Origin of the sequence: Nocardioides sp., assembly GCF_035703625.1 — a bacterium.
Taxonomy (GTDB): domain Bacteria; phylum Actinomycetota; class Actinomycetes; order Propionibacteriales; family Nocardioidaceae; genus Nocardioides.
On record NZ_DASSXS010000075.1, the window covers coordinates 1 to 6,919 of the forward strand.

A 6,919-nucleotide genomic window follows, 5' to 3' on the forward strand; every position below is an offset into this window, starting at 1 on the left:
CCGACCCGGATCAGGTTGGTCTCGTTGTCGGCCAGGATCCGGGTCGAGGTGTCGGCCAGCCCGGACAGGTCCGCGAAGAAGACGTCGAGCTCCTGTCGCTTCTCGAGGACCGTGCGGCTGGTGGTGGTGACGTTGCGCAGGATGCCGATCAGGTCGGGGGCCGCCACAGCGTAGGTGTCGGCCACGTCGGCCAGCAGGATGAGGTCCTGCCGCAGCGTGGGCAGGTGGTCGTCGATCGCGCCGAGGTAGGAGTCGAGCTTCTCGACGGTCTCGCCCAGCTGCTCGCCGCGACCGTTCAACGCCGTGGCCAGCGCGTTGAGGGTGGCGTTGAGGTCGGCGGGACGGACGGCGCGCAGCAGCGGGAAGAGGTTGGACAGGATCCGGTTGAGCTCGACGTTGGTCTCCACCCGGTCCGAGGGGATCACGTCGCCGTCCTCCAGCGACGATGACGACGGGGTCGCCGGATCGACGAACGCGAGGTACTTCTGGCCGAAGAGGGTCGTGGGCAGGATCTGGACGCCGACGTTCTCCGGGATCTCCTCGGCGGCGGACGGGGCGAGAGCCACCTTGATCGAGGCCTCGTCGCCGTCCTGGTTCACCTCGCGGACCGCGCCGACCAGCGCCCCGTTGACCCGGACGTCGCCGAACTTGGCCAGCTGGAGGCCGGCCCGGTCGGCCTTGATCGTCACCATCGTCACGTCGGCGAAGGCCTTCTGGTAGATCGCGATCGAGAGCCCGAGCAGCAGCGCGATCACCGTCAGGAACGCGACGCCCGCGACGAGCAGCCGCCGGTGCTCGGCGGGGCTGTCGTGGTGGACGTTGACCAGCATGGCTACCCCGTGATCCGGACGGTCGTCGTGGAGCCCCAGATCGCGAAGCTGAGGAAGAAGTCGGCCACCACGACGGTGACGATGCTGGTCCGGATGGCGCGCCCCACGGCCATGCCGACCCCGGCCGGTCCGCCCGAGGCGGTGTAGCCGTAGTAGCAGTGGATGAGGATCACCGCGACCGCGAGGAACATCAGCTTGGCGAACGACCACAGCATGTCGACGGGAGGCAGGAACTGGAGGAAGTAGTGGTCGTAGGTTCCGGGTGACTGCCCGTAGATCAGCGTCGTGATCAGCCGCGGAGAGAGGTACGACGCGCAGAGGGCCACGATGTAGAGCGGGATCACGGCGACGAAGGCGGCGATCATCCGCGTCGTCACGAGGTAGGGCAGCGACGGGATGCCCATCACCTCCAGGGCATCGATCTCCTCGGAGATGCGCATCGCGCCGAGCCGCGCGGTGTAGCCACAGCCGACGGTCGCGGCGAGCGCGATCGCCGAGACGAGCGGGGCGACCTCGCGGGTGTTGAAGTAGGCCGAGATGAACGCGGTGAACTTCGCGACGCCGATCTGGCTCAACGATGCGTAGCCCTGGATGCCGACCTCGGTGCCGGCGAAGAACGCGAGGAACGCGATCACGCCCACCGTGCCGGCGATGAGGGTGAGGCCGCCGGCGCCGAAGGTCACCTCGGCGAGCGTGTTGAGGATCTCGCGCTTGTAACGACGAAGCGCTCTGGGCGTCCACGCGAGCGCCTTGACGTAGAACAGCAGCTGGTCGCCGTAGTGCTCCAGGGAGTCGCGTCGTCCCTGGACGACGGAGCCGGCGATCGACGTGGGGGTCGCCATCAGAGCCCCGGGGGTGGAGCGATCTGGAAGTAGATCGCGGAGATCACCGCGTTGAGGAAGAACAGCAGCATGAACGCGACGATCACGGACTCGTTGACGGCGCGGCCGACCCCGCTCGGTCCCCCGCCGGCGTTGAGGCCCTTGAAGGCCCCCACGATGGCGGCCAGCCAGCCGAACACCGCTGCCTTGACCATCGCGACGTAGAGGTCGTTCAGCGAGGCCAGGGCGGTGAAGGAGGAGAGGAACGCTCCGGCCGAGCCGCCCTGGACGATGACCGTGAAGAAGTAGCCCCCTCCGATTCCGGCCGCGATGACCAGGCCGTTGATCATCACCGCCACGAAGACGGTGGCCACCACCCGCGGCGCGATCAGGCGGGCGAGCGGGTCGACACCGAGCACCTCCATCGCGTCGATCTCCTCGCGGATCTTGCGGGCCCCCATGTCGGAGCAGATCGCCGAGCCGGCGGCGCCGGCGATGATCATCGCGGCGGCGATGGGGGCGGCCTCCCGGGTGACGGCGAGCACCGCCGTGGCGCCCGCGAAGGACTGCGCCCCGAGCTGGCCGGTGAGGTTGCCGACCTGGAGGGAGATGACGGCCCCGAACGGGATCGAGACCAGGATGGTGGGCATCAGGGTGACGCTGGTGATGAACCAGGCCTGCTCGAGGAACTCCCGGAACTGGAAGGGGGTGGTGAAGATCCGTTTGGTGACCTCGACGACCATCGCCGCGAGCTGACCGGGTCCGCGCACGACGGACACCGCAGTGAACGCCATCTGGCACCTCCCCAGGTCGGTCGTGCGCGCCGCCCAAGAATAGAACGTGTTCTCATTTTGGGCAATGCGGCTCAGGCCCCCCAGTCCGTCGCCTCTGTTACAACGACGAAACAGCGCCGATGTCACGCGGAGCGGGTCGCGGCCGGGGCGGGCCAGCCGTCCTAGGATGCCGCATGTGAGAGGGACGGGTTCCAGGTTTGCCCGCACCCTGGGCGACCACCCCTCGGCGGTGCTCCTCGCGGCTCAGCTGTTCGCCGTCCTGGCCTACCCGTTCCTCACGGACTCCACGTGGGGACGCGTCGCGCTCGGCGTGGTCCAGCCCGGCATCGTGCTGATCGCCGTGTACGCGGTACGTCGTACCGCGGCCCTGAGCTGGGTCGCCGTCGTCTTCGGCCTGCCCGCCGTCGTCTTCAGCGTGCTGGAGGTGGTCCGTCCCGAGAACGACATGATCGTCGTCGGGTCCGCGCTGGCGCACGTGCCGTTCTACTTCTTCGTGTCCTACGCGATGATCCGCTACCTGTTCGCCGACGACCGGGTCACGCGGGACGAGCTGTTCGCCACCGGCGCCGCGTTCACCGTCGTGGCATGGGGCTTCGCCTACCTCTACGCCGCTGCGCAGGTCGTGTGGCCCGGGTCGTTCGTCGGCGCGGGTGGAGCGGGCGACCGGTCCTGGTTCGACCTGCTGTTCCTGTCCTTCACCACGCTGACCAGCGTGGGGCTCTCCGACGTCGTGCCGGTCCTCCCCCACGCGCGCTCGCTGGTGATGGTCGAGCAGGTGGCCGGGGTGCTGTACGTCGCGCTCGTGGTCGCCCGCCTGGTCGGCCTGACGGTCGTGGGTCGCGGGAACCGGTAGCCGCGGCGGGCCGATCCGGGCGCGGGCCGACCGGGGTGGCCACGCACCTTCGGCCCGTCACCGGTCACGGGTCCCCGAGCACGGCCCAGACGGTCTTGCCCCGGACCCGGGAGGGGAACACCCCCCAGCTATGCGTCAGCGCGCGCACCACGAGCAGGCCACGGTCGAGCAGGGGGTCCTCGAGCGGGTCGGAGTGCTCGACCTGCTGGGTGGGCCGGAAGCGGTCGGCACCGTAGTCGTGGACGGCGATGCGGACGAGGTGGTCCACCTTGCTCAGGCTCAGGTCGAGGACGGTCTGCGCCTCCAGGATGGAGTGGGTGACGAGCTCGCTCACGACCAGGCTGGCCGGCCAGACCAGCTCGGGCATCTCCCAGTCACGCAGGGTTCGACGGGTGAACGTCCGCGCGTCGTCGGACGCCACGGGCTGGGGCGTGAGGAACGTGGAGGCCGCGTACTGGGGCGGCACGAGGTCCCGGGCTCGCTCGAGTGCCTCTGCGTGGGATCTCGCCGCCAGGACCCGGTCGACGATGGTCGCCGGAAGCGCCGGTGTCGATGCCTCGGGGTCGGGCACGCACACGACAACGACCGTGCCGGGCCAGGCGGCGAGGTAGTCCGTCACGGGATCCAGGACCTCGTGCAGCAGCCGTGAGTTCCCGGCCATGTCGTGCAGGTCCAGGATCACGATCTGCGGGTTGTCGGAGAGGGCGTGCTTGAGCTCGCTGGCGACGTCCGACGGCAGCCGGTAACGGCCGATGATCCGCACGCTTCCGGATCCCGGAGGTCCTGCGCCAAGAGGCAGAGCTCCTGTGGCCATCACCTGCGCCCTTTCCTCACGCCCGCGCTCGCTGCGTGCGCCCCACCCGAGGCGGTCCGGCGTGGTGCCGGACCGGCTCAGCGCACGCAGCGTGTTACCGGCGCATCAGGGGTCATACCCGGTCAGAGGAGATCCCTAACCATCAGCCGACCGCCGGCCTAGACCAGTCGGGGGCTCGCGCCGCAGGTGCCGGGTTCAGTCGTCGAGCACGCCATCCCGGCGGGCCTCCGCCACGATCCTGCGGACGTTCTCGAGACTGCCGCACCCGTCGTCGACCTGCGCGTTGCGCTCCCGGGCGAACTGCTCACCCAGCTCGGCGCGGACGCGCGGCCCCACGTCCTCACGCGCCGGGTTGAGGATCGTCAGCTCCTCCTCCGTCAGGTGGTGGCTGATGGTGGCGGCCAGCTTCTCGACGGCGTCGTCGAAGGCCTCGGTGTCGGTCCCCTTGAGCTCGAGGACCGCGAGCAGGGCCTCGTGACCCTCCGCATGCTCCTCCCGGCCGTGCTCGGCCTCGTGCTCGCCGATCGCCTCCTTGCGACGCAGCTTCGGGTAGACGTGCTTCTCCTCCGCCTCCGCGTGCGCGACGTGCAGGGTGGCGAACGCCTGGCGTACGGCGTCGCGGTCCAGGCTGTTGTCGCGCAGGTCCCGCAGGAGGGACTCGAAGAGACGGTGGTCGTCGAGGATCAGGTCGATGACGTCGCCGGAGATCGGCCGTCCGAGGTCGATGGTGGTCATGCGCACACCCTATGCAGGGCCCGCAGCGGCTCTCCCGGTGGTTGAGGTGCGAGGAGCGCCAGCGACGAGCCTCGAAACCCCGGAACTGACGCAGGGCGGCGACCACCGGGGTCGAGGGCCCCAGGTCCCTCGCCGGGTTTCGAGGCTCAGGCGCCAGGGTGCCTTCGCACCTCACCTCCGGAGGTTCCTCGGACGGCGATCCTCCTCACTTGGTCGCTTCCATCATCTGGCGAAGCTCCTTCTTGAGGTCCGAGATCTCGTCACGCAGGCGCGCCGCGACCTCGAACTGGAGCTCGGCGGCAGCCGCCTTCATCTGGTCGGTGAGGTCCTGGATCAGCCCCGCCAGCTCGGCGCTGGGCAGCCCGGCGAGATCGGCGGCGTGCTTGCCGGACGCCTCCCGGCCCAGCCCGGGCACCGGAGCCTTGCGGGTCTTGGGGTCGAGGTGCTGCCAGGTCTCGAGGAGCTCCTTGGTGTTCTCGTCCTCCCGGGCCAGCATCTCGGTGATGTCGGCGATCTTCTTGCGCAGCGGGGTCGGGTCGACCCCGTTGGCCGTGTTGTAGGCGACCTGCTTGGCGCGGCGGCGGTTGGTCTCGTCGATCGCCTTCTCCATCGAGGGCGTGATCTTGTCGGCATACATGTGGACCTGGCCGGAGACGTTGCGCGCGGCCCGCCCGATCGTCTGGATCAGCGACTTGTCGGAGCGCAGGAAACCCTCCTTGTCGGCGTCGAGGATCGAGACCAGCGAGACCTCCGGCAGGTCGAGGCCCTCGCGGAGCAGGTTGATCCCGACCAGGACGTCGTAGTCGCCGAGCCGCAGGTCGCGCAACAGCTCGATCCGCTTGAGGGTGTCGACCTCGGAGTGGAGGTAGCGGGTGCGGATGCCGGCGTCGAGGAGGTAGTCGGTGAGGTCCTCCGACATCTTCTTGGTCAGGGTCGTGACCAGGATCCGCTCGTTGCGCTCGGTGCGGGTGGTGATCTCGTGGATCAGGTCGTCGATCTGGCCCTTCGTCGGCTTGACCACCACCTCGGGGTCGACCAGCCCGGTCGGACGGATGATCTGCTCGACGGTGTCCCCGCCGACCTTGTCGAGCTCGTAGTCGCCCGGCGTCGCCGACAGGTAGATCGTCTGGCCGATCCGGTCGAGGAACTCCTCCCAGCGCAGCGGTCGGTTGTCCATGGCGCTGGGCAGCCGGAACCCGTGGTCGACCAGATTGCGCTTGCGGGACATGTCGCCCTCGTACATGCCGCCGATCTGGGGCACCGCGACGTGGGACTCGTCGATGACCAGCAGGAAGTCCTCGGGGAAGTAGTCGAGCAGGCAGTTGGGAGCGGACCCGCGCGAGCGACCGTCGATGTGCATCGAGTAGTTCTCGATGCCGGAGCAGGACCCGACCTGCCGCATCATCTCCACGTCGTACGTCGTTCGCATCCGCAGCCGCTGGGCCTCGAGCAGCTTGCCCTGCCGCTCGAAGAGGGCGAGCTGCTCCTCGAGCTCGGCCTCGATGCCCCGGATCGCCCGCTCCATCCGCTCGGGGCCGGCGACGTAGTGGGTGGCGGGGAAGATGTGGAGCTCCTGGTCGTCGGTGAGCACCTCGCCGGTGACCGGATGGAGGGTCATCAGCCGCTCGATCTCGTCGCCGAAGAACTCCACCCGGATCGCCAGCTCCTCGTAGACCGGGAAGATCTCGAGGGTGTCGCCGCGGACCCGGAAGGTGCCGCGGGTGAAGGTCATGTCGTTGCGGGTGTACTGGATCTCCACGAGCCTGCGGAGGATCGAGTCACGGTCGTGCTCCTCCCCCACGCGCAGGCGCACCATGCGGTCGACGTACTCCTGTGGGGTGCCGAGGCCGTAGATGCACGACACCGTGGACACCACGATCACGTCGCGCCGGGTGAGCAGCGAGTTGGTCGCGGAGTGACGCAGCCGCTCGACCTCCTCGTTGATCGAGGAGTCCTTCTCGATGTAGGTGTCGGTCTGGGGGACGTAGGCCTCGGGCTGGTAGTAGTCGTAGTAGGAGACGAAGTACTCGACCGCGTTGTCGGGGAAGAGCTGGCGCAGCTCGTTGGCGAAC

At 68.9% G+C, this 6,919-nt stretch carries 7 protein-coding genes; 1 reads left to right on the forward strand and 6 read right to left on the reverse strand.

Annotated features, from left to right (window positions below; genetic code table 11):
- From VFN12_RS03900 to VFN12_RS03910, 3 genes are all read right to left on the reverse strand, one after another.
- A partial coding sequence (locus VFN12_RS03900) for an MCE family protein (RefSeq protein ID WP_325117276.1) occupies nucleotides 1-830 on the reverse strand: 830 nt, incomplete at its 3' end.
- 2 nt (nucleotides 831-832) lie between these two features.
- Nucleotides 833-1,672: an ABC transporter permease gene (locus VFN12_RS03905; RefSeq protein WP_325117277.1), complete on the reverse strand. Its 840-nt coding sequence runs from the start codon at nucleotides 1,670-1,672 to the stop codon at nucleotides 833-835.
- Nucleotides 1,672-2,445, reverse strand: a complete 774-nt coding sequence (locus VFN12_RS03910; protein WP_325117279.1) for an MlaE family ABC transporter permease — start codon at nucleotides 2,443-2,445, stop codon at nucleotides 1,672-1,674. The genes VFN12_RS03905 and VFN12_RS03910 overlap by 1 nt, the downstream gene beginning before the upstream one ends.
- 175 nt (nucleotides 2,446-2,620) lie before the next feature.
- Here VFN12_RS03910 and VFN12_RS03915 point away from each other — a divergent pair, with 175 nt between their 5' ends.
- Entirely contained in the window at nucleotides 2,621-3,298 is a 678-nt protein-coding gene (locus VFN12_RS03915; protein ID WP_325117280.1) for a potassium channel family protein, read from the forward strand.
- A 64-nt stretch (nucleotides 3,299-3,362) separates the two neighbouring features.
- Here the strand turns inward: VFN12_RS03915 and VFN12_RS03920 are convergent, their stop codons facing one another.
- The 3 genes from VFN12_RS03920 to uvrB all read right to left on the reverse strand — a co-directional run.
- On the reverse strand, nucleotides 3,363-4,061 hold the full coding sequence (locus VFN12_RS03920) for an ATP-binding protein (protein ID WP_325117281.1): 699 nt from the start codon (nucleotides 4,059-4,061) through the stop codon (nucleotides 3,363-3,365).
- A gap of 246 nt (nucleotides 4,062-4,307) precedes the next feature.
- On the reverse strand, nucleotides 4,308-4,847 hold the full coding sequence (locus VFN12_RS03925) for a hemerythrin domain-containing protein (RefSeq protein WP_325117282.1): 540 nt from the start codon (nucleotides 4,845-4,847) through the stop codon (nucleotides 4,308-4,310).
- Nucleotides 4,848-5,052: 205 nt separating this feature from the next.
- Nucleotides 5,053-6,919 (reverse strand): excinuclease ABC subunit UvrB (gene uvrB / locus VFN12_RS03930; RefSeq protein ID WP_325117283.1); only part of this gene is annotated, 1,867 nt, incomplete at its 5' end.